Below are 20,776 nucleotides of genomic sequence, written 5' to 3'. Positions count from 1 at the left end.
CCGCACGATTCGTTAGCACGTAAGGGGATCTCGATGGTTCAGCTCGGTCTGATCGGCCTGGGCAAGATGGGCTTCAACATGCGTGAGCGGCTGCGCGCGGCCGGTCACGAGGTGGTCGGCTACGACCGCAACCCGGACGTCTCGGACACGACGTCGCTCGAAGACCTGGTGTCCAAACTGGACGCCCCGCGGATCGTCTGGATCATGGTCCCGGCCGGCGACCCGACGCGCCAGACCGTCACCGAGCTGAGCAACCTGCTCTCCGCCGGCGACATGGTGATCGACGGCGGCAACTCGAAGTACACCGACGACAAGCTGAACGCCGACCTGCTGGCGGCGAAGAACATCGGCTACGTCGACTGCGGTGTCTCCGGTGGCGTGTGGGGCAAGGAGAACGGCTACGGCCTGATGGTCGGGGGTACCGCGGCCGACGTCGAGAAGGCCATGCCGATCTTCGACGCGCTGCGCCCGGAAGGCCCGCGCGAAGAAGGCTTCTCGCACGCCGGCGATGTCGGCGCGGGTCACTACGCGAAGATGATCCACAACGGCATCGAGTACGGCATGATGCAGGCGTTCGCGGAGGGCTTCGAGCTGCTCGAAGCCGCGAAGGTCGTCAAGGACGTGCCCGCGGTGATCAAGGGCTGGCAGCGCGGCACGGTCGTCCGGTCCTGGCTGCTCGACCTGCTCGTGCGCGCGCTCGACGAGGACCCGGAGCTGGACGACCTCGAGGGGTACGTCGAGGATTCCGGCGAAGGCCGTTGGACGCTGGAAGAGGCGATCAACAACGCGGTGCCGGCGCCGGTCATCTCGGCCGCGCTGTTCGCGCGGTTCGCTTCGCGGCAGGAGCACTCGGCCGCGATGCGCGCGGTGGCCGCGCTGCGCAACCAGTTCGGCGGGCACGCCGTGAAGAAGGTCGGCGGGTAAGGAGCAGCTGGTGTATCTGCGTCACCTGCAGGTCACCGACTTCCGCTCCTGGCCCCAGGCCGATCTCGCGCTCGAACCGGGGCCGACCGTGCTGGTCGGCCAGAACGGTCGCGGCAAGACCAACCTGCTCGAAGCGATCGGGTACGTCGCGACGCTGGGCTCGCACCGCGTCGCGACGGACGCGCCGCTCATCCGGCACGGCTGCGAGCGCGCGCTCGTGCGGGTCGCGGTGGTCAACGACGACCGCGAGCTGACCGTCGAGCTCGAGATCACCGCCGGCCGCGCGAACCGCGCCCGGGTCAACCGCGGCGCGGTCGGCCGGCCGCGCGACGTGCTCGGGATCCTGCGCACGGTGTTGTTCTCGCCGGAGGACCTGGCGCTGGTCCGGGGCGACCCGAGCGAGCGAAGACGGTTCCTCGACGAGCTCTTGGTGCTGCGCGCGCCGCGGTACGCGGGGGTTCGGGCCGACTACGAGAAGGTGCTGAAGCAGCGCAACGCCCTGCTCAAGACGGCGGGCAAACGGCGTACGGGCCGCGAAGACCCGTACGCGCTGTCGACGCTGGAAGTCTGGGACGACCACCTCTCGGTGGCGGGCGCGGAGCTGCTGGCCGCGCGCCTGAACCTCGTCGCGGACCTCGGGCCGCACGCGGCCGCGGCGTACATGGGGGTCGCGCCGGACTCCCGGCCCGCGAAGATCTCGTACAAGTCGTCGCTGGGTGACGCCCTGCCGGAGACGTACGGCGTACCGGATGGCGAACGGGCGCAACCCGAAGTCCTCAAAGACGTCTTGCTCAAGGCGCTCGGCGAGGCTCGCAAGGCCGAGCTCGAGCGCGGGATCAGCCTGGTCGGCCCGCACCGGGACGAGCTGGAGCTGATCCTGGGCGAGGCGCCGGCCAAGGGGTACGCGAGCCACGGCGAGTCGTGGTCGTTCGCGCTCGCTCTCCGGCTCGGCAGCTACGAGCTGCTGCGCGCGGAGGCGGGCGAGCCGGTGCTGCTGCTCGACGACGTGTTCGCCGAGCTGGACCGCAAGCGCCGGGCCCGGCTGGCCGAGGTGGCCGCGAGCGCCGAACAGGTGCTGGTGACCGCCGCGGTCGACGAAGACGTGCCCGGGGAGCTGGCCGGCGGCCGGTTCGTGGTGGCGGATGGTGAGATCACGCGTGGCTGAGCAGGGCGAACCGGGGGCGGCAAGATCGACTCGCACACCCCGTGTGACCGTCGACACAGCAGTTACCCACCGATCTGGGGACAAACCTGTGGACAGTGTGGATAAACCCGTGCCCGAGTTATCGCCGCGCGTGACCAAAACGCCGGAACAGCGGCTTGACGCCCCCCGCACGGGGGTTAACCCACGCGGGCAGGTCACTTCGGGTACGCAGAGTGAGGGCGGCACTGCTCCGAATGGGCAGACCGGCCGGGACCTCGCCCACGCCGCGCTCGAAGCGGCGAAGGCCAAGGCCAAGGAACGCGGGACGTCGCCGGGCTACCGGCGCCGCGCGGTCGGCGGTGGCGGGGGCCAGAACCCCCGGCGTCGCCGCTGGTCGGGGCCGGGTGCGGACCCGCGCGACCCGCAGCCGCTCGGCCGGCTCGTCTCGCGGCTGGTCTCCGACCGCGGCTGGAACGAGAGCGTCACGACCGCCCGCGTCTTCGCGCAGTGGGCCCGGCTGGTCGGCGAGGACGTCGCCGAACACGCCCAGCCGGTCGCGCTGAAAGACGGCGAACTCACCGTCCGCGCCAGCTCCACGGCGTGGGCCACGCAGCTGCGGTTGCTGCAGGGAAAGCTGCTGCACAAGATCGCCGCGGGGGTCGGCAACGGCGTCGTCAAGCGCATGCGGATCCAGGGGCCGACCGCTCCGAGCTGGCGGAAAGGGCCCCGGCACGTGCCGGGTCGCGGCCCGCGTGACACGTACGGCTGACCCGGGTTGCGCGATGCTCGGTTGAATGCCCCGAGAACGCATCCAGACCTCCCGAAATACGTCAAGACTCGGCTCGGACCGATTTCGTCCGTCTGTGACGCGCTCAGGGGTGTCCTTGCCGCATGCCAGCGGACGCGGCCAAGTACACTGGGAGGGAGCGAGCGTCCGCTCGGGCGAGACGAGGAGAAACAACGCCGGTGACCGAGAACAAGAGCGAGTACAACGCGTCGTCGATCACGGTGCTCGAAGGCCTCGAGGCGGTCCGCAAGCGCCCTGGCATGTACATCGGTTCCACCGGTGAACGCGGCCTGCACCACCTCGTCCAGGAGGTCGTGGACAACTCCGTCGACGAGGCGATGGCGGGTTACGCCACCAAGGTCGAGGTTACCCTGCTCGCCGACGGTGGGGTGCGCGTCGTCGACGACGGCCGCGGCATCCCCGTCGACATGCACCCCAAGGAGAAGAAGCCGACCCTCGAGGTCGTGCTCACCGTGCTGCACGCGGGCGGCAAGTTCGACAGCGACTCCTACGCGGTGTCCGGCGGCCTGCACGGTGTCGGCGTGTCCGTGGTGAACGCGCTGTCGACGAAGCTGCTCGCCGAGGTCAAGTACGGCGGCCGCAGCTGGCGCCAGGAGTACACCGACCAGGTCCCCGGCCCGCTCGAGGACCTCGGCCCGGCGTCGGAGACCGGCACCACGATCACCTTCTGGGCCGACAGCAACATCTTCGAGACCACGACGTACAACTTTGAGACCATCTCGCGCCGGCTGCAGGAGATGGCGTTCCTCAACAAGGGGCTGACGCTGTCCCTGCGCGACGAGCGCGTCGCCGACGAGGAGACCGAAGCCGACGCCGAGGGCAAGGTCGCGCGGGTCAAGGAGAAGACCTACTGCTACCCGGGCGGGCTCGAGGACTTCGTCAAGCACATCAACGGCAGCAAGGACCCGATCCACTCCAGCGTGATCTCCTTCGACGCGAAGGGCACCGGCCTCGAGGTCGAGGTCGCGATGCAGTGGAACACCGGCTTCACGCCGTCGGTCTACACGTTCGCCAACACGATCAACACGCACGAGGGCGGCACCCACGAAGAGGGCTTCCGCGCCGCGCTGACCCGCGTCGTCAACTCCTACGCGCGCGACAAGAAGCTGCTCAAGGAGAAGGACGCCAACCTGACCGGTGACGACGTGCGCGAGGGCCTCGCCGCGATCGTCTCGATCAAGCTGGCCGAGCCGCAGTTCGAGGGCCAGACCAAGACCAAGCTGGGCAACAGCGAGGCCAAGACGTTCGTGCAGCAGACGTCGAACGAGTGGCTGGCGGACTGGTTCGAGCGCAACCCCACCGAGGCGAAGACGATCATCAACAAGTCGATCTCCTCGGCGCAGGCCCGGATGGCCGCGCGCAAGGCGCGTGACCTCGTCCGCCGCAAGGGCGCGCTGGAGATCGGCGGCCTGCCCGGCAAGCTCAAGGACTGCCGCTCGACCAACCCGGCGGAGTGCGAGCTCTACATCGTCGAGGGTGACTCGGCCGGCGGCTCGGCCAAGGAGGGCCGGGACTCGATGTACCAGGCGATCCTGCCGATCCGCGGCAAGATCATCAACGTCGAGAAGGCCCGCATCGACCGCGTCCTCAAGAACACCGAGGTCCAGTCGCTGATCACCGCGCTGGGCACCGGCATCCACGACGAGTTCGACCTCCAGAAGCTGCGCTACCACAAGATCGTGCTGATGGCCGACGCCGACGTCGACGGCCAGCACATCACCACGCTGCTGCTCACCCTGCTGTTCCGGTTCATGGCGCCGCTGATCGAGCACGGCCACGTGTTCCTCTCGCGGCCGCCGCTGTACAAGATCAAGTGGCCGCGGGCCGAGCCGGAGTACGCGTACTCCGACCGCGAACGCGACGCCGTCATCCAGGCGGGTGTCGAGGCCGGCAAGCGGCTGCCGAAGGACGACGCGATCCAGCGCTACAAGGGTCTCGGCGAGATGAACGCCGAGGAGCTGTGGGAGACCACGATGGACCCGGCCAACCGGCTGCTGGGCCAGGTCACGATGGACGACGCCGCCCAGGCGGACGAGCTGTTCTCGGTCCTGATGGGCGAGGACGTCGAGGCCCGCCGGTCGTTCATCACGCGCAACGCCAAGGACGTGCGCTTCCTGGACGTCTAGGCGTTCCCCGCTCTTCGCCCCGCTAGGACTCTCCACTCGAGAAGGACTCCATGACGGAAACTCTGCCGCCGGCTCCGGACCACGACCGGATCGAACCGGTCGACATCCAGCAGGAGATGCAGCGCTCCTACATCGACTACGCGATGAGCGTCATCGTGTCGCGGGCGCTGCCGGACGTGCGGGACGGCCTCAAGCCGGTCGCCCGCCGCATCCTGTACTCGATGTTCGACTCCGGCTTCCGGCCGGACCGCGGGTACAACAAGTGCTCCCGCGTCGTCGGCGACGTCATGGGCAACTACCACCCGCACGGCGACTCGGCGATCTACGACGCCCTCGTGCGGCTCGCCCAGCCGTGGTCGCTGCGCTACCCGCTGATCGACGGCCAGGGCAACTTCGGCTCGTCGGGCAACGACCCCGCGGCCGCCATGCGGTACACGGAGTCCCGGCTCGCGCCGCTGGCCATGCAGATGCTGGCCGACATCGAAGAAGACACCGTCGACTTCTCCGACAACTACGACGGCCGCACGCAGGAGCCCGACGTCCTGCCGTCGCGGTTCCCGAACCTGCTGGTCAACGGCGGTTCCGGGATCGCGGTCGGGATGGCGACCAACATCCCGCCGCACAACCTGCGCGAGGTCTCCGAGGGCGTCGTCTGGGCGCTGGAGAACCCCGAGGCGACCGACGACGAGCTGCTGGCCGCGCTGCTGGTCCGCGTCAAGGGCCCGGACTTCCCGACCAAGGCGATGATCCTCGGCACGTCCGGCATCGAGGACGCCTACCGCACCGGCCGCGGCTCGATCCGGATGCGCGCGGTCGTCGAGGTCGAAGAGGACGCGAAGGGCCGCACGATCCTGGTCGTGTCCGAGCTGCCGTACCAGGTCAACCCGGACAACCTGGTCGAGAACATCGCGAACCTGGTCCGCGACGGCAAGCTCACCGGCATCGCCGACATCGCCGACGAGTCCAACAGCCGCTCCGGCATGCGGATCGTCGTCACGATCAAGCGGGACGCGGTCGCGAAGGTCGTGCTGAACAACCTGTTCAAGCACACCCAGCTGCAGCAGAACTTCGGCGTCAACATGCTGGCGCTGGTCGACGGCGTGCCCCGCACGCTGCGGCTCGACCAGATCATCCGGCACTACGTGAAGCACCAGGTCGAGGTCATCGTCCGGCGGACCAAGTTCCGCCTGAAGAAGGCCGAAGAGCGGGCCCACATCCTGCGTGGGTACGTCAAGGCGCTGGACATGCTCGACGAGGTCATCGCGCTGATCCGGCGGTCGCCGTCCGCGGACGAGGCCCGGCCGGCCCTGATGGAGCTGCTGGACGTCGACGAGATCCAGGCGACCGCGATCCTCGACATGCAGCTGCGGCGCTTGGCCGCCCTCGAGCGCCAGCGGATCATCGACCAGCTGGCCGAGATCGAGCTCGAGATCGCCGACCTGAAGGACATCCTCGACAAGCCGGAGCGGCAGCGCGCGCTGATCCGCGACGAGCTGATGGCGATCGTCGAGAAGTACGGCGACGACCGGCGCACGAAGATCATCGGCTTCAGCGGCGACGTCACCGACGAAGAGCTCATCGCCGTCGAGGACGTCGTCGTCACCATCACCCGCACGGGGTACGCCAAGCGGACGAAAACCGACCTGTACCGCTCGCAGAAGCGCGGCGGCAAGGGCGTGCAGGGCGCGACGCTGAAGCAGGACGACATCGTCCAGCACTTCTTCGTCTGCTCCACGCACGACTGGATCCTGTTCTTCACGAACAAGGGCCGCGTCTACCGGACGAAGACGTACGAGCTGCCCGAGGCCAACCGGAACGCGCGCGGCCAGCACGTGGCGAACCTGATGGCGTTCCAGCCGGACGAGCAGATCGCCCAGGTCATCCAGATCAAGAACTACGAGGTCGCGCCGTACCTGGTGCTCGCGACCAAGCGCGGCCTGGTCAAGAAGACCAAGCTCACCGACTTCGACTCCAACCGCTCCGGTGGCCTCATCGCCATCAACCTGCGCGAAGGCGACGAGCTGGTCGGCGCGGTGCTCGCGGCGGCCGAGGACGACCTGCTGCTGGTGTCGGCCGAGGGCCAGTCGATCCGCTTCCACGCGACCGACGAGGCGCTGCGCCCGATGGGCCGCCCGACGTCCGGCGTGATGGGGATGCGCTTCAACGACGGCGACGAGCTGCTCGGCATCAGCGTCGTCAAGGAGGGCAAGTTCCTGCTGGTCGCGACGGACGGCGGGTACTCCAAGCGCACGCCGATCGAGGACTACCCGGTCCAAGGGCGCGGCGGCAAGGGCGTGCTCACCATTCAGCACGACCGCAAACGTGGCAGGCTGGTGGGTGCGCTCATCGTCGACGCCGAGGACGAGCTCTACGCGATCACCTCGAGCGGCGGCGTGATCCGCACGCCGGCGGGCGACGTGCGCAAGGCAGGACGGCAGACGAAGGGGGTCCGGCTGATGAACCTCGGCGAAGGAACCACTCTTCTCGCCGTCGCACGCAACGCGGACGAGCCCTCGGACGTCGCCAATGGCGACACCCCCGAGGACGCGCCGGCGGCTCCGGAAGCACCTGACGCGGGTGAGGAAACGACGGCCACGCCGGAGCAGTAAGTTTGCTCTCCGACGGCGGCCCCACGGCACGGGTAAGGACTGAAGCTTCGTGACACCATCCGAGAATCCCGAGGCACCGGGTTCGAACGGGACTCCGGCGAGCCCACCCTGGCAGCGGGTCGGCAAGGACGGCGACGTCGAAGCGACGGTCGGGATTGCCACGGACGAAGCGCTGCCGGCCGGGGAGACCCAACCGGTCTCCCCGGACCAGCGCCCGGTCGTAACGGGCAGCGCGGCCCCCAAGCTGTTCGGCGACACCCCGCCGTCCGGCGAGCAGGCGGTCCCGTCGGCCTCGTCCCAGCGAGCCCGCCCGAGCGCACTACGACGTCCAGGCCGCGGCCCGCGTCGAGCATCGCTGCAGGTCAAGCGGTTCGACCCGTGGTCGGTGCTGAAGCTGTCCCTGGTACTGGGCGTGGCGATGTTCTTCGTCTGGCTGGTGGCGGTCGGCGTCCTGTACACGGTGCTCGACGGCATGGGCGTCTGGGACAAGCTGAACGGAACGTACTCGTCCCTGGTGGGCGGCGAAGGGGCGAATGCGTCCTCGGAACCCCTGATCAGCGCGGGCCGCGTGTTCGGCATCGCGGCCATCCTCGGCGCGATCAACATCGTCCTGGTGTCGGCCCTCGCCACGGTGAGCGCGTTCATCTACAACGTGTCGGCCGACCTCGCCGGAGGCCTGGAAGTCACGCTGTCGGAGCGGGAGTAACCCGGTTGCAGGGCCCCTCCGGGGGTCCTGTAAAGTTCTCCTCGTTCAAGGGCCTATAGCTCAGGCGGTTAGAGCGCTTCGCTGATAACGAAGAGGTCCCAGGTTCAAGTCCTGGTAGGCCCACGCATGTCAAAGCCCGGTTCGCGCGTTGCGGACCGGGCTTTTGCGTGACCTGGGTGACAAATCGAGTGACTGTCAACCCATGGAAGACCCGACCTCGCTGGCAGTCGGCCCCACTTCATGCACATCCACGACGATGCCCGCAGCATTCATACGGTCTGGCGAGAAGCTGGTAAGTATGACGTCAGCGAATACAGCTTTCTCAGCGAGTCGCCGGTCGATCGTCGGCAGAGCGCCGGTGAACGTTGCGCCACTGAAGAAGACTTGGCGCGCGAAGGTGGCGCCGTTGAATGAGGCTTCCCGGGAGAAGCTCGCGTTGTCGAACGTGGCTTCGCGGGCGAAGGTGGCGACATCGAACCACGCTACGCGGGTGAAGATCGCGCCGTCGAACCATGCTCCGTCAGTGAAGGTGGTGCCGTTGAACATCGCTACGCCGGTGAAGATGGCGTCGGCGAACATCGCTACGCCGCTGAAGGTGGCGTCGTTGAACGAGGCTTCGCGGGCGAAGGTCGCGTCGCCGAACAAGGCTTCGCTAGTAAAGGTGGCGTCGTTGAACGTCGCTACGCCGCTGAAGGCGGCGTCGGCGAACCAGACGTCGCCGCCGAAGGTCACGCCTCCGAACGAAGCGCCGCGGGTGAACGTCGCGTCACCGAATGCGGCTTCGCGGGTGAAGGTGGCGGCGTTGAACCAGGCGTCGCCGCTGAAGGTCGCGCCGCCGAATAAGGCGTCGCTGCTGAAGGTCGCGCCGTCGAACGAGGCGCCGCTGCTGAAGGTCACGCCGACGAACGAGGCTTCGTGGGTGAAAGTTGCGCCGCTGAACCAGACGTCGCCGGTGAAGGTCGCGCCGTCGAACTCGGCGTCACCGCTGAAGGTCGCGCCGTCAAACGAAGCGATACTGGAGAATGTCGCGCCGCGGAACCGGCCATTCCGTGGTCGGCAGTACCGCAAGGTGAAGTCGATGAGGTGCGCGTTGGTGAGGTCGAGGTCTATGTCGTCCCAGAACCGCCAGCGGTTCAGCGGGGCAAGGTGATCGACAAGAATACGCTCGCCAGCGAGGCGGACCTCGCGTTCCTGGATCCGTTCCTGATGTGCCGCGCTGTCCGTCGCCGGTGCAGGGCTGGGTAGCGTGTAGGGCATGCGCAGGTAGGCGCAGATGACGTTGACGATGCTCTGTCGCTGTCCGGGATTGTTGTGGGCGAGCCGTTCGAGAGCGTAGAGGCCAGCTAGGCGCACTGGGGCTTCAGCCGAGCCGAGCTGGTCGGCGGCCTTGGTGTACAGCTCGGTGACGTTTTTCTCGGTCGCGTCGCTCTCGTTGTGCCACTGTCGCCGCACCGCGAGCAGGAGCGCGAAGATGCCCGTGGTGCCGGCACCAATGCCAAGCCCGGTCTTGATCGCGTCGACCCGCGCGGCACCGGGATCCTTTGCCGCGGTGGCCTCACCCAGTAGCCAGGTGGTCGCGACCCAGGCCACGAGGACCACCACGATCGCGGCAGCAGCGACGACCCACCAGCTCATTCCTGAGACTCGTGCCCGCGGCGCATGCTGCCCGCGCAGCCGCCAAACGGTGGCGGCCAGGCTTATCCCGGCAGCAGCGAACAGGGCCAGGGGTACGGCGTGCGGGCGTGCCCACCGGCCCAACTCCGGCCAGTCGACCCACCCGAACAGCACCGTCATCCCAGCCAGCAACGCCGTCCCGCTAAGCGCCAGCGTTCCGCGTGCTGGTGCCCAGTCCAGCTCGGGCAGCCGAGGCAGCGCTACCTTCCACTTCGTCACGCACGATCAGTCGCCGTCGAGCGACCAGGTGATACACCAAAGGCGGCGGTAGGCCGGAGTCAGGCAGGTCAGGGGCCGGTTCGCGAACCGGCCCCTGACCTATCTATCAACAGGTGGCTACGCTGCCGAATCGGGGAAAATCGAGTCCATAGCTTTCGCTCCGTCTTGGATCACCGGCCGCAGCTGGTGGCGGTAGACCAGCTCGGTCACCTTCGTGTCTGAGTGCCCCACCAAGCGGGAGATCTCCTCGATGGTGAGCCCGCTGTCGGACAGAAGTGACACGAAGCTGTGGCGCAGCTCACGTGGCGTCCACTCCTTCGGTTCGAGGCTGGCGAGCTTCAAGATGCGCCGGAAGCCGCGCCGGACGTTGGCCGCGTCGAGCTGGGTTCCGACGTCCGACGCGAACACGATCCCGAGTTCTTGCCACCGGTCGCCGGCCGACTCGCGCTGACGCATCTGACGGAGCTTCTGGCGCTCCAGGGCGTCGACCGCCCGACCGGGAAGCGCGAGCGAACGCCGTGACTTCTTGGTCTTCGTGTCCCCACCCGCCCGTACCGACCGCCACACGTTGACATGCGGAGGAATCGGCGGCTCCGCGTCCAGCTTCCCGATTACGTCGACCTCCGGCCACGCCAGCGGGCGCGCCTCCTCGGTCCGCGCGCCGGTCAGCAGCGAAACCACTGTGTAGTCGCCGTAGGTGGAGTCCTCCGCCTCCGCGGCGGCGAGCACCGCTACCGCCTGCGCGAAGGTCAGCGACTTCGACGGCCGTCCATCGCGGCCAACCGGCAGCTCGTCACACAGCAGCACCACGTTCCGGATGCCCTTGATCCGCTTCGCTGCTCGGTTGATCGCGCGCCGGAGAATCGAACGGAGGTCCTGGAGCGTGCGTGTGGCGAGAACCTCTGCCTTCTCCTCCAGCCAGGCGTCGACGTCATCAGCGGTCAGTTCCTTCGACTGCTTCGGGTCCAGCAGCAGACGCGCGCCGAGCGAGGGGACGATATGGGTCTCGGCCAGAATGGTCAGCTTCTCGACGGTCGCAGCAGTGCGACCGTTGAGACCGTGCCGCAGCCAGTCACGAACTGCCTTCTCGACCGTGAGCCCGCGGGCCGCAGTGGCGGTGCCTTCCTTCTTGCGCTCGACGAGCCGGTCGAGGGCAGCCTTCGCCTCCGTCTTCGTCTTGCCGCTGGCCTTGCGCGTGATGCGCTTCCCGTTCGGCCGGTATCCGATCGTCAGTTCCGCGATCCAGCGCTGTCGGTCCTCGGACCAGTACAGGCCGCCGTCTCCGCGACTACGCCGACTCGCCATAGCTGACCTCCGCCTCCTTCATGAGCAACTCGACGTACTGCTGGATGGCGACGGCCGGCACGAGCCGGGCGCGTCCTTGCTTGACCGAGCGCAGGCGCCCGGAGCGGAGCTGTTCGTAGATGACCGAGCGGCTCATCGAGAGCAGTCGCATGGCTTCGGTGATCCGGTAGAGGTGCCGTTCGGGCACGGCGACCGGCATGGGTACGGCGTTCATCGATCCCCCTCGTCGTCGTGATCCGGCTTGGTAGGCGCGACGTCCGCGACCTCCGCGACCGGGCTGGTCAACGTGGGTGCGAGCGGCTGTCGGGTGCCGCGACCGTCCGCGACTCGGGTTGCGGAGGTCGCGGCCGAGCCCGGCGGCCCCGCGCCCTCCGATGTGTTCTTGACCTGCGGGGTTGCCCTGGTCGCGGAGGTCGCGCCGGATTCGGGCGGTGGGAGGTAGCGGCTCCAGGCGTCGGCCAGGCCGCCGTCGCCGTCGACGCGGTAGCCCTTGAGCGTCTTGCCGCTGACTTTGAGGTCCTTCGGCCGGACTAGGTACCGGTCGAGTTCCTTCGCCAGGCGGCGGCTGTCGAGCGGCTTGCCCTGGACGTCAGTCCACGGGCCGTCCTCAATGGCGTGTAGCTCGCGGATCAGCTCGGCGGTGACCATGCGGTCGGTGTTCTCCGCGGCGAAGATCTGCCGGACGTCAGCGAGCAGACGAACGCCGATCGAGGCCGGTTGAGCGGTCGCTTCGAGCACGAAGTGACGGCACGCCCTGCGTGCGGTCTCCGGCCAGTGCCCGCCGGCTGCGTCGGCGATCGCCAGCAGCGGCCGCCAGATCTCAGCAGCACGGTCGCGGACGCCGTCCGGGCGCTCCGGCCGCCCGCGGCTCACCTCGTCCCCGACCCGGCCGACCCACTCCGCCAGCTCGGCGCGCACCGGCGCCGACTCGCGCTCGACGTCCTCTTCGATGAACTCCTCGACCACTTCGTCGAACCGACGCTTGCGCATGTGCACGGTGATCGCCCGGGTCGTGATCGTGTCCGGCATCCCGCCGGCGATCCCGGCGAGCGCAACCGGTGCGTACACCGGGAACCGGGTCACGTTCATGCTCTTGGCGTCGCCGACGCACCGCGTCACCGTCGCCGAGCGCTTGTAGCCCGCGTTCAGCAGCGCGCGGAGGTCCTCGTTGTTCCCGCCGGTCTTCGGGTTGAAGACCGCGTCGATCTCGTCGAACAGCAGTGTCATCGGGCCGTCGGCGAGCATCCGGAAGATCGCGGCCGGCGTGATGCTGATCGTCATCTCCGGCTTGGCGACGAGGTACTGCGCGACCTCCAGCACGCGCGTCTTGCCGCTCCCCGGCTCCGCCGAGTCGAGAATGAGCCTCGGCGTGACATACAGCCGGTCGGCCACGTGTGTGTGGGCGTACCAGAGCGCCAGCGTCGGCGCGGCGTGCTCATTGGCGAAGGCGGAGAACCGCGACACGAACGTCACGACCGCGTCGAGGACTTCGTGACCCGGCTTCACGAAGGCACCGGCCGGTGCAGGGCCGAGCCAGGTGAGCGGCGTGACCGGCGCGGCTTCTGGCAGCTCACTCGGGTGGGCGCCGCCGTCCTCGGCTGGCGTGGCCGCGATGTCGCGGCCGCGCCAGACGCGCTGGCAGTTCTCCGAGCAGAAGTCGCCGGACGGCGAGTCACCGCGCGGCCGGCCGCACTGCTGGCAGCCGGGTGCCGGCTCTTCGGAGATCACGAAGTCGATCACGGACAAGGTGTCGTCGAATCCGGACATCAGGCGGCCACCTCCAGGCGCGCGGTCGGTTCGTCGTCGCCTCCGGCCTCGCGGTAGCGCTGCCACAGGTCGTCGAGCCGCTCGGTGTCGTCGAGCTGGTGGCGGAGGACATCTGTTGGCGAGTCGTCTTCGACGGCCTGCACCAGGCGGGCCGCGTGCTCCCGGACGGCGCGGCGGTAGGCGTTCTTGAGCACGACGGTTTTCAGCCAGGCGCCGTAGTACGGCGGCGGCAGGATCGGGCCGTCGGTATAGGTCTCGACGATCCAGAGGCCGAGGCTGTGCAGGCGGTGCGCGCCGCCGGACCGCGGTTCGGTCGCTGTCCGCTCGCGGGCGTGGTCCATCACGGCCATCGGGGTCGGTGCGTGGCCCGCGCCGGTCAGCTCGATGACCAGCTGGAGGACGCGGGCGGCGATCGGCGAGCCGAAGTCGTCGGCGCGCATGCCGGCGAGCAGTCGACGGGCCCCGGTCAGCCGGACCTGCATCACGCAGCCGAGGAACTGACGCTCGGGGTCGAGCAATGTGGTCTTCATGGGGTGGCCTTTCGGTTGGGCTGCGCGTCAGCGGCTGTTGTCGCGGCGGTCGCGGTCGCGGTCGCGGAGATCGCGGTACGACCGGCGAGCGCGGAGGCAGGAGTTGAAGGCGCGGCGGCCGGCGCGGAGCGTGCGGCCGGTGCCGTTGCACCGGCGGCAGAGCCGGATCGCGCGGAGCCACGGCGAGCGGAAAGCGCCGAAGCCCCGGCAGGAACGGCACGGCTTGTACGGGTAAACCGCGCACGACCAGGAGTAACCAAGGGTGACGATCACGAGAACGAGCAGAAGCAGGATGGGCGGGTTGCTGAGGGGGTTCATCGGAGCCTCCGAGGCTGTTTTTGGCCGCACTCGGCCCGCGCCTCTAGGTGCTAGGGCGCTGATCAGCGGTGTTGTCGTGGTCTAGGGAGGGCTCTAGGTCTAGAGGGGCGAGGCTCTAGACCTAGAGCCCTGCGGGAGCTATCCGCTCTTGCGGTTCCGATCACGTTCGGTCAGCGCGTCGGCGATCCATTCGCGCTTGACGCCCATCCGGTTGGCGCCCTTGCCGGTGTCGGCGTCGGTGCCCCACACCTGCTTGGTGGTGATCCCGAGCGGCTTCAGCACGGTGGAGAGCTGGGTTGCCTTCGCCGCGCCGGTGGGCAGTTCGGCCCACGGGCCATAGACCGCCGGCCGCAGCTCGGCGAGCCGGTCCACGATCCGCTCCGACCACGCCTTCTCGGCGTCGCCGATCGCGGTCAGCACGTCGGCGAGCAAGGTGCTCGTGTCCTCGTCCTCCTCGGGCGTGAGGTCGATGCCTGCGGCGTAGCCGGTCAGCCGTCCGGCCGCCAGCCGTGCGGTTCGTGCGCGGGCGGCGATCTTCTCGGCGTCCGGGCCGTCGATGTACACGCCGCGGGTGATGCGCGGCTCGTCGCCTTCGCCGGCCAGGTACCCGATGCCCTTGTCCCGAAAGGACAGCGTGGTAGCTCGGATGCCGTTCCGGTACGACGAGGTGCCGAGCACCATGTCGTTGGCCTGCTGCCCGGTGACCTTGAGGCAGAACCGCATCACCGCGTTGTCGCTGATCGCAGTCGGGATGCTCTTCGCGTCCGGCCGCTGTGTCGCCAGGATGATCACGATCCCGAGCGCCGGACCGCGCTTCACGAGGTCAGTGCATACCTCCTCGATCTCTGCGCCGTACTCCGGGTGCTCGAACCACTTCTGGCACTCGTCGACACCGATCACAATTGGGTGCAGGCCGAGGGACTTCTTGCCGGCTAGCTCCGGTGTGACCTTGTTCTCCGGGCACAGGTCCTTCGGCAGCTCCCGGATCACCTTCGCGCGCCGCCGCAACTCGTCGGCGAGCGCCCGCAGGTCGGCGACGGCGTAAGCGATGTCCTCCGGTTCGTCGCCGGCGCGGTACCGGTGCGACACCGGTGCCAGCGGCGAGAGGTCGCCGGTTCCCTTGAGATCGAACGAGTGCAGCTCGGCCCGCGGGTCTAGCGCGGCGATCAGCAGCAGCTCTCGCAGCGTGAACGTCTTGCCCATCCGCGGGATCGCGCCGATGACCATCGAGATGAACATCAGGGTGATGTCCACCCATCGGCCGCGCTGGTCGGTGCCGAACGGTTGCGGCTTGAACAGGTCCACGGTGCCGGGCTTCCGCAGCGGCCAGGCGGCCTGTCGCGACTTGGACAGGTCCTGGTCGCCGACCCACAGGACCATCCGCCCGGGGTGAACCTCGGCGTTGCCCTCCGGCCAGACGCAGCCGAGGGGACGACCGAGACCGGACGCGAGCTTCGCGCGCCGCTCGACCACTTCGGATACCGTGACGCCCGGCGGAAGGTCGACGTCGGCACGCCAGCCGGGGCCGTCGCGGGTAATCGGCGCCGTGAACCCGATCGCGTTCGGGTTCTTGGTGAGGGCCTGGTTGATGCCCGCGATGCCGAGCACCGACAGCGCCTGAACGACGTTGTCACTCGTGAGCTTCTGGACCTGCGTGGACAGAACGGCGCGAGACGACACCACCGGGTTGTCCCGGGTGGACCCGAGCTTTCCGAGCAGTCCAACCGCGACGGCGCCGCAAGCCCAGATCACCCACTCCGGCAGGACGTTCGGCAGCGTGAACACCAGAACCAGGCCGACCGTCGACACGAGACCGAGCTGAATTAGGCGGAGGACGACTCGCCGGTCTCGCTGCTGCGACAGCTTCAGGTAGAGGTCGGCCTTGTCGGCCGTGGCCGTCTCCGAGCGGGCCGGACGCCCCTCGGCGTCGGTCACGTATCGGCCGGTTGCCGCCAGCAGAAGGAGAAGGCCACGAGGGGAGCGCACTGCGAGTCGCAGCGCGTAGAGCGGTGACCGGGCCGCGTGATAGCCGGCCTTATGCGCGTAGTGCTTCCCCACCCACTTCGCGGCGTCCTTCGCGTCGGCCGTCGACTTGAGGTAGCTGGGGATGATCGCCTGGCGGTTCTGCGAGCGGAGGCGGTCCAGCCACGACGAGCCATCCGTGACCGGGCGGTCCACAGGGACAGCCGGCGACCGCTCCGCGGCCTCGTCGCCGAGCTCGGCGTCGATGACGAACGGGTCGGCCTCCCCGGAAGCCGTGCCGGGGAACGCGATCACGCGGCCGCTCTGCGGTTCGTTGGTGGTGCTCATCAGTCGTTCACCTCCTGGTCGGTGGTGTCGCGTACGAGGTGTGCGAGGGCAGCGCCGCAGCCGAGGACGACCACCGGCAGGCAGGAGACGAGCGTGGTCACCGGCCAGGGAGCACGTTCGACGTCTGCAGCGGACATCAGGTGGTAAGCGACCTGGCCGACCATCCCGAGGACGAGCGAGCCCAGGGCCGACCACTTCGCGAAGCTGCGGACTCGGTGGGTCCGGGTCGCCGGGGACAGCCAGACCCGCAGGGCGAACGCCGCGTAGGTCTCGACCCCGATCGGGAGCGTGATCGCCGAGTTGATCGTCAGGTGGTCCCAGATCCCCGGCAGGAGCTGGATCGGGCCGAAACCCGTCAGCCTGCCGAGGCCGACCCAGCCGCTCCAGACGGCGACGAACGCCGGCAGAGCCAGCAGCAGCACCGGCCACAGCTTGATCCGCCGCACCTTCTCCGGCGTCGCGCCCGGGTCTGCGGTGGCGTTGACCTGCGGCTCTGTGTCATCCGAGGCCGGTTCTTCCGGAATCTCGGACTCCTGATCCGGTTCCTCGACATCGGCGGGTTCCGTCACCGCGTGCAGCTTCCGCACGGCCTTGGTGTCAGCCTCCTCGTTCAGCGCGGCGAGGATGGCGCGGGCCTTCGGCGCACCCACCCTGAACTCGGTCATGATCCGGTTCCGAGAGGGACACTCGCCCAGGTCCGCGGCGAACTCCCGGACGCGGGGCAGCAGGTCGGTGACCGAAGGCGGGTAAGCGCTTCGGGTGTTCGTGGGCGTGTCGAGCCCTACCATGGGTGTACTCCTGACTGGCTTGGAAGTGGTTGGGAGAAGCCCGGTCCGGCGGGTGGTTCTTGGCGGTTCCGTGCGCCGGGCCGGGGCGGCTTCAAGCGGCCGCGCCGGGGCTGTCCGACCGGCCCCGGAGAGCCGAGCTGACGTTCTGGCGGCTGATGCGCCGGACGTGTCGATGCGTCGCGGCCCGGTCCGTGCTCGGCGCCGGGCTGACGCTCACCGTTTCCTGGTCGAGTGCCATCACGAAGTACTCGGCGATCATCGCGTCGATGTCCGACTCGGTCAGTCCGTCCGGCGCGTAGCTGGGCAAAGGGACGAGGTCATCCATTGGTGTGAACTCCAACGACTTGTAGGTCTCCCGCTCGGGAGCGGCCGGTGTCGGCCGGAACCCAACGTAAGTCCTGTCTATTAACTCTGTCAACTGACATGGGAGAACTGACTTAGCCAACTGACTTGGCCTACGCTGGTGGCATGGCATCCCTGAACCCGGACGACCCGCGTGCGCCGTTCTTGCAAGTAGCCGGCGGTCTCCGGGCCGCGATCCTCTCGGGGGAGTACGCCCCCGGGGCGCAGCTGCCGACCTACCAGGAACTGGCCGATTCCTGGGGGGTGGCGGTGAACACGGCCAAGAGCGCCGTTGCCCACCTCAGGGAAGAGGGCCTGGTGGTGATCCGGCACGGCAAGGGCTCGTTCGTCCGTACCCAGCCGGCCGAAGGTGACTCCGCAATTCGTCCTGAGGCCTCAGGTGACGAGCGGGTCTGGCAGGCCATTGCCGAGATCAGGAAGCGTCTCGGCGAGATCGAGCGGAAGCTGGGGGAGAACTAGCCGAACAGGGCGCGGAGGAACTGCACGACGCCGTCGATCACCGCGCCGACGCCGTGGGCGGCTCCGCTGGCCCACGTCGCCGAGTCGGCCGGGTACTTGACGATCAGCACGACGATCGCGAGCCCGACGACCAGGCCGATCGCCTTGCCGACCAGGCCGCCCCCGCTCTTCATAACCGGGAAGTTGTTCTTCGCCATCACGGTCTCCTCTTGTTCTGCGACAGGCCGGGAGGCCGATCCGGATCGGGGGTTTTCGATCCGGCGTTGTCGCTGATGAGTTCAGGAAACCGCGCATGGGCGGGGGTGCAGCAGTGTGCACGCGGGGGTGCATTTCTGCACGTGGGGGGTGCACGGGGGGTGCTTTAATGACCTTCGGAGGTACCGGTGGTCGACAAGGGGAAGCAGCCGAACGCACTTCTAGCTGCGGTTATGCGACAGGCGGGGGCGACTAACAAGGGCTTCGCTCGCCGTGTGCGCGAGCGCAGCCTGAGAGACGGCGGCGAGCTTGTCAGCGCGGACCACGTGTCGGTCAAGCGCTGGCTCGACGGCACGAAGCCGCACTCGCGCACCTGCCAGCTGATCGCTGGCGTTCTCGGCGAGCTGCTCGGTCGGCCTGTGGGTCTGGAAGAGATCGGCTTTGGCGGAGCGGCCGAGACCACCTCGGACGACGTCGGTCTGGAGTACCCAGAGGAGATCGCACACAGCCTGGTCGCGTTGGGCGCGATCACCGAACTCGAGTTGCGGACGCCGAAGCGGGTCGGTCCGCTGGCCGTCGTACCGGAGGCATGGAGCGGACTGCTCGTCCGATGGCTGACCGACTCCGACGACGAAGGATCGCGGCCGCCATCCGAGCCGCGTTCGATCACCGTTGTGGACGTCGAGGCGGTTCGCGAGGCAACCGCGATGTTCAGCAGCTTCGACTACAAGTACGGCGGGGGCCGGCCGAAGTCGCTCGTCGCCTCGTTCCTCGACCAGGAGATCTTGCCGAACATCAAGCACGTGTCCCCGCAAGACCCAGTCGGCCGGGAGTACTTCCGGGAGGTCGCTGCCTTGACGCGGCTCGCCGGCTGGACGGCCTACGACACGGGCGCGCACGGACTCGCGCAGCGGTACCTCACGCAGGCGTTTCGTCTGGCGAAGGCGGCCGGCGACAAAGCGCTGTGCGGCCGAATTCTCGCGGGCATGTCGCACCAGGCGAACTTCCTCGGGCACTTCCAGCGGGCGGTCGACCTGGCACGAGCGGCGTACAAGGGCGCGAACGGCTACGCCACTCCGACCACGATGGCGCTGTTCCACGCGATGGAAGCGAGGGCGCTTGCGTCGCTCGGCAGGGCGGAGGACGTCACGGCCGCGCTGCTCACCGCTGAGCGGTGGCACTGCCAGGGCATCCGGGAGAACGACCCCGAGTGGATCCACTACTTCGACGAGGCCGAGCTACACGCCGAGTTCGCGCACTGCTTTCGCGACATCGGGAATGCCGAGCTGGCGAACCACCACGCGGCCGCGTCGATCGCGGCCTCCGAGTCGACCTATGTCCGCAGCCTCTCGTTCTGCCGGACCGTGCTGGCCACGTCGCACCTGCAAGGCGGGAACCTCGAAGAGGCGTTGGATGTGGCCAGGTCGGTCGTCGAGACCGCGGCGAAGCTGAAGTCGTTCCGGGTGATCTCGTACCTCGACGACTTCCGCGGACGGCTGGGCGGACACGCCGGCGACCCGTTAGTGAAGGAGTTCCTCGACTTCGCCAACATCCACTTGCCGTCAGAAAACCTTCCAGTGTCGGGGCGCCTGGTCGTCGCGTAGGTCGCTGATTCGCTTCTCGACCTCGGCTTTGACCTCGGCGGACTCGTCGACGGTCTGCGAGAGCCACATGGTCATGTTCAACTCTCGGGTCGCCCTGAGCACGGGGAACCCGTCCCAGCTGATCGGATCGAATCCGTACGCCTCGGTGTACGAGTCGTACTCGGCCTCGGAAGCCCACCCAAACGCCTGGTGACGGACCGAAAGCACGGCCGCGTCCCACTCGCGCGGCCCGTAGGCGAAGTCCTCGAAGTCGATCAGGTTCAGCGTCCCGTCCGGGGCGCGCATGACGTTCCCAGGGTGCGCGTCGCCATGCACTGGGCCGGCGGGAAGCGGGAACTCAAGGGCTTGGAACTTCTCGGAGAGTTCCTCGTACCGCTCGCGCAGGAAATCGAGGTCAGCCTCGGGGAGCTTGCCCTTCAGGGCTTGCAGCCGCGGTTCAACCTTCGGCATCGGGGAGAACGCCGGCAGGCGGAAGTCCTTCGGATGGGGGAGAGCGTGGAGGTCGTGAAGCAGCTTCCCGAACTCCGCCGGCGTGATCGGGGTGTCGTCCTCTTCGAGGCAGTTCCAGAAGGTGACGGGTAACCCGTCCTCGATGAACGGCTGTTCGGCGCCAGGTAGGGACGTGGCAGCGGGGAAGGCGTTCTCTGCGAGCCAGCCGGCGACGAGCACTTCCTTCGTCGCCGCGGGGATCGAGCGTCCGACGCGGACGACGGCCGAGCTGTCGGCCAGGCGGAAGATGGCGTTCTCCCCGAATCGGACCCGTTCCGCGTCGGCCGCGTCGAGTCCGGCGAAGGCACAGGCTGCCTCGAAGACGGCTTGTGTCCGCTCTGACGTGAAGGCCTTCGTCGTGGTCATCAGACTCCTCTATCGGGGTGCCTCAGCCAGGCTAGAGCTTCGGCAGGATCGTGTGCTTGGCGAACGGAGAGC

The 20,776-nt window shown here is 68.4% G+C and carries 19 protein-coding genes and 1 tRNA gene; 9 read left to right on the top strand and 11 right to left on the bottom strand.

Translation table 11 applies throughout. The features are described 5' to 3' along the window. Window positions 1–27: 27 nt before the first annotated feature. The 7 genes from gnd to ACZ7OH_RS17135 all read left to right on the top strand — a co-directional run bounded on the left by gnd (window position 28) and on the right by ACZ7OH_RS17135 (window position 8,440). Window positions 28–924: a phosphogluconate dehydrogenase (NAD(+)-dependent, decarboxylating) gene (gene gnd, locus ACZ7OH_RS17165; protein ID WP_470281859.1), complete on the top strand. Its 897-nt coding sequence runs from the start codon at window positions 28–30 to the stop codon at window positions 922–924. Between the two features lie 10 nt (window positions 925–934). Further along, complete coding sequence (gene recF, locus ACZ7OH_RS17160; RefSeq protein WP_470281657.1) at window positions 935–2,089, top strand: DNA replication/repair protein RecF; 1,155 nt, start codon at window positions 935–937, stop codon at window positions 2,087–2,089. A 130-nt stretch (window positions 2,090–2,219) separates the two neighbouring features. Continuing rightward, window positions 2,220–2,837 (top strand): DciA family protein, encoded by a 618-nt coding sequence (locus ACZ7OH_RS17155; protein ID WP_470281858.1) that lies wholly within the window; start codon window positions 2,220–2,222, stop codon window positions 2,835–2,837. A gap of 197 nt (window positions 2,838–3,034) precedes the next feature. After that, window positions 3,035–5,002 carry a DNA topoisomerase (ATP-hydrolyzing) subunit B gene (gyrB, locus tag ACZ7OH_RS17150; RefSeq protein WP_470281656.1) on the top strand — a complete coding sequence of 656 codons (1,968 nt, stop codon included), beginning with the start codon at window positions 3,035–3,037 and terminating at the stop codon, window positions 5,000–5,002. Window positions 5,003–5,052: 50 nt separating this feature from the next. Then, complete coding sequence (gyrA, locus tag ACZ7OH_RS17145; protein ID WP_400897372.1) at window positions 5,053–7,611, top strand: DNA gyrase subunit A; 2,559 nt, start codon at window positions 5,053–5,055, stop codon at window positions 7,609–7,611. A 49-nt stretch (window positions 7,612–7,660) separates the two neighbouring features. Then, a complete protein-coding gene (locus ACZ7OH_RS17140) occupies window positions 7,661–8,317 on the top strand; it encodes a DUF3566 domain-containing protein (protein ID WP_470281655.1) in 657 nt (218 codons plus the stop codon). A gap of 49 nt (window positions 8,318–8,366) precedes the next feature. Next, window positions 8,367–8,440, top strand: a tRNA-Ile gene (locus ACZ7OH_RS17135). Window positions 8,441–8,512: 72 nt separating this feature from the next. On the opposite strand, the gene ACZ7OH_RS17130 is transcribed toward ACZ7OH_RS17135, so the two are convergent. From ACZ7OH_RS17130 to ACZ7OH_RS17090, 9 genes are all read right to left on the bottom strand, one after another. Further along, entirely contained in the window at window positions 8,513–10,111 is a 1,599-nt protein-coding gene (locus tag ACZ7OH_RS17130; protein WP_470281654.1) for a pentapeptide repeat-containing protein, read from the bottom strand. Between the two features lie 216 nt (window positions 10,112–10,327). Beyond that, window positions 10,328–11,515, bottom strand: coding sequence for a site-specific integrase (locus ACZ7OH_RS17125; protein WP_470281653.1), 1,188 nt, complete (start codon window positions 11,513–11,515; stop codon window positions 10,328–10,330). Further along, the gene (locus tag ACZ7OH_RS17120) at window positions 11,499–11,729 is read right to left on the bottom strand and encodes a helix-turn-helix domain-containing protein (protein ID WP_247059664.1); all 231 of its coding nucleotides are present in this window, start codon (window positions 11,727–11,729) and stop codon (window positions 11,499–11,501) included. Before ACZ7OH_RS17120 ends, ACZ7OH_RS17125 begins: the two co-directional genes overlap by 17 nt. After that, window positions 11,726–13,282: a DUF3631 domain-containing protein gene (locus ACZ7OH_RS17115; protein WP_470281652.1), complete on the bottom strand. Its 1,557-nt coding sequence runs from the start codon at window positions 13,280–13,282 to the stop codon at window positions 11,726–11,728. Before ACZ7OH_RS17115 ends, ACZ7OH_RS17120 begins: the two co-directional genes overlap by 4 nt. Further along, the gene (locus ACZ7OH_RS17110; RefSeq protein ID WP_470281651.1) at window positions 13,282–13,812 is read right to left on the bottom strand and encodes a hypothetical protein; all 531 of its coding nucleotides are present in this window, start codon (window positions 13,810–13,812) and stop codon (window positions 13,282–13,284) included. Before ACZ7OH_RS17110 ends, ACZ7OH_RS17115 begins: the two co-directional genes overlap by 1 nt. A gap of 27 nt (window positions 13,813–13,839) precedes the next feature. Beyond that, window positions 13,840–14,130, bottom strand: a complete 291-nt coding sequence (locus tag ACZ7OH_RS17105) for a hypothetical protein (RefSeq protein ID WP_470281650.1) — start codon at window positions 14,128–14,130, stop codon at window positions 13,840–13,842. Window positions 14,131–14,268: 138 nt separating this feature from the next. Then, window positions 14,269–16,440 carry a P-loop NTPase family protein gene (locus tag ACZ7OH_RS17100; protein WP_470281649.1) on the bottom strand — a complete coding sequence of 724 codons (2,172 nt, stop codon included), beginning with the start codon at window positions 16,438–16,440 and terminating at the stop codon, window positions 14,269–14,271. Next, window positions 16,440–17,228: an ABC transporter permease gene (locus tag ACZ7OH_RS17095; protein WP_470281648.1), complete on the bottom strand. Its 789-nt coding sequence runs from the start codon at window positions 17,226–17,228 to the stop codon at window positions 16,440–16,442. Before ACZ7OH_RS17095 ends, ACZ7OH_RS17100 begins: the two co-directional genes overlap by 1 nt. Before the next feature lie 91 nt (window positions 17,229–17,319). After that, window positions 17,320–17,553, bottom strand: coding sequence for a hypothetical protein (locus tag ACZ7OH_RS17090; protein ID WP_470281647.1), 234 nt, complete (start codon window positions 17,551–17,553; stop codon window positions 17,320–17,322). Window positions 17,554–17,696: 143 nt separating this feature from the next. On the opposite strand from ACZ7OH_RS17090, the gene ACZ7OH_RS17085 reads away from it, so the two are divergent. Continuing rightward, window positions 17,697–18,050, top strand: coding sequence for a GntR family transcriptional regulator (locus ACZ7OH_RS17085; RefSeq protein WP_013230497.1), 354 nt, complete (start codon window positions 17,697–17,699; stop codon window positions 18,048–18,050). On the opposite strand, the gene ACZ7OH_RS17080 is transcribed toward ACZ7OH_RS17085, so the two are convergent. Next, window positions 18,047–18,247, bottom strand: a complete 201-nt coding sequence (locus ACZ7OH_RS17080; RefSeq protein ID WP_470281646.1) for a hypothetical protein — start codon at window positions 18,245–18,247, stop codon at window positions 18,047–18,049. The genes ACZ7OH_RS17085 and ACZ7OH_RS17080 overlap by 4 nt on opposite strands. Window positions 18,248–18,433: 186 nt before the next feature. Here ACZ7OH_RS17080 and ACZ7OH_RS17075 point away from each other — a divergent pair, with 186 nt between their 5' ends. Beyond that, complete coding sequence (locus tag ACZ7OH_RS17075; RefSeq protein ID WP_470281645.1) at window positions 18,434–19,849, top strand: hypothetical protein; 1,416 nt, start codon at window positions 18,434–18,436, stop codon at window positions 19,847–19,849. On the opposite strand, the gene ACZ7OH_RS17070 is transcribed toward ACZ7OH_RS17075, so the two are convergent. Further along, window positions 19,808–20,704 (bottom strand): phosphotransferase family protein, encoded by an 897-nt coding sequence (locus ACZ7OH_RS17070; RefSeq protein ID WP_470281644.1) that lies wholly within the window; start codon window positions 20,702–20,704, stop codon window positions 19,808–19,810. The genes ACZ7OH_RS17075 and ACZ7OH_RS17070 overlap by 42 nt on opposite strands. Between the last annotated feature and the right edge of the window lie 72 nt (window positions 20,705–20,776).

This window comes from Amycolatopsis sp. NPDC114478, assembly GCF_055633805.1.
The sequence above is the reverse complement of the archived record's forward strand: the minus strand, read 5'-3'. Positions and strand labels throughout refer to the sequence as shown.

Bases quoted from the DNA above. Each gene is read 5' to 3' on its own strand.
- ACZ7OH_RS17120 (WP_247059664.1), bottom strand. From the start codon at position 11,729: ATGAACGCCGTACCCATGCCGGTCGCCGTGCCCGAACGGCACCTCTAC.
- ACZ7OH_RS17085 (WP_013230497.1), top strand. From the start codon at position 17,697: ATGGCATCCCTGAACCCGGACGACCCGCGTGCGCCGTTCTTGCAAGTA.
- ACZ7OH_RS17090 (WP_470281647.1), bottom strand. From the start codon at position 17,553: ATGGATGACCTCGTCCCTTTGCCCAGCTACGCGCCGGACGGACTGACC.
- ACZ7OH_RS17115 (WP_470281652.1), bottom strand. From the start codon at position 13,282: ATGTCCGGATTCGACGACACCTTGTCCGTGATCGACTTCGTGATCTCC.
- ACZ7OH_RS17125 (WP_470281653.1), bottom strand. From the start codon at position 11,515: ATGGCGAGTCGGCGTAGTCGCGGAGACGGCGGCCTGTACTGGTCCGAG.
- ACZ7OH_RS17095 (WP_470281648.1), bottom strand. From the start codon at position 17,228: ATGGTAGGGCTCGACACGCCCACGAACACCCGAAGCGCTTACCCGCCT.
- ACZ7OH_RS17110 (WP_470281651.1), bottom strand. From the start codon at position 13,812: ATGAAGACCACATTGCTCGACCCCGAGCGTCAGTTCCTCGGCTGCGTG.
- ACZ7OH_RS17070 (WP_470281644.1), bottom strand. From the start codon at position 20,704: ATGACCACGACGAAGGCCTTCACGTCAGAGCGGACACAAGCCGTCTTC.
- ACZ7OH_RS17100 (WP_470281649.1), bottom strand. From the start codon at position 16,440: ATGAGCACCACCAACGAACCGCAGAGCGGCCGCGTGATCGCGTTCCCC.
- ACZ7OH_RS17105 (WP_470281650.1), bottom strand. From the start codon at position 14,130: ATGAACCCCCTCAGCAACCCGCCCATCCTGCTTCTGCTCGTTCTCGTG.
- ACZ7OH_RS17130 (WP_470281654.1), bottom strand. From the start codon at position 10,111: ATGACGGTGCTGTTCGGGTGGGTCGACTGGCCGGAGTTGGGCCGGTGG.
- ACZ7OH_RS17080 (WP_470281646.1), bottom strand. From the start codon at position 18,247: ATGGCGAAGAACAACTTCCCGGTTATGAAGAGCGGGGGCGGCCTGGTC.
- gyrA (WP_400897372.1), top strand. From the start codon at position 5,053: ATGACGGAAACTCTGCCGCCGGCTCCGGACCACGACCGGATCGAACCG.